Annotated in this window: 1 protein-coding gene; it reads right to left on the reverse strand. The window is 55.1% G+C overall.

Going from position 1 to position 247, the window contains the following annotated elements; all coding sequences use genetic code 11:
• Window positions 1-247 (reverse strand): VCBS domain-containing protein (locus LZP69_RS16825; protein ID WP_234201764.1); only part of this gene is annotated, 247 nt, incomplete at both ends.

Consider the following 247-nt stretch of genomic DNA (forward strand, 5'->3'; position numbering starts at 1 on the left):
ACCGTGACTGGAATAGTTAAGGTCTGAGTCTGGCCTTCAGCCATACTCTGGTAGGCTGCATCGCTTGGGTCAAAGCCCCAACTGCCGTCACTGTTAAAGGTTAAGCCTGCAACTGGCGCTGCAATCGTATAGGTCGCTGTGTCACCCGCATCGATATCCGTGGAGGTGATAGTGCCCTTAACCACGGCACCATCTTCCTTGGCGCTGACTTGCGCGATGGGATCCAGTACCGGTGCGTCGTTAACGT

Origin of the sequence: Shewanella sp. AS1 (genome assembly GCF_021412565.1) — a bacterium.
Classification (GTDB): domain Bacteria; phylum Pseudomonadota; class Gammaproteobacteria; order Enterobacterales; family Shewanellaceae; genus Shewanella.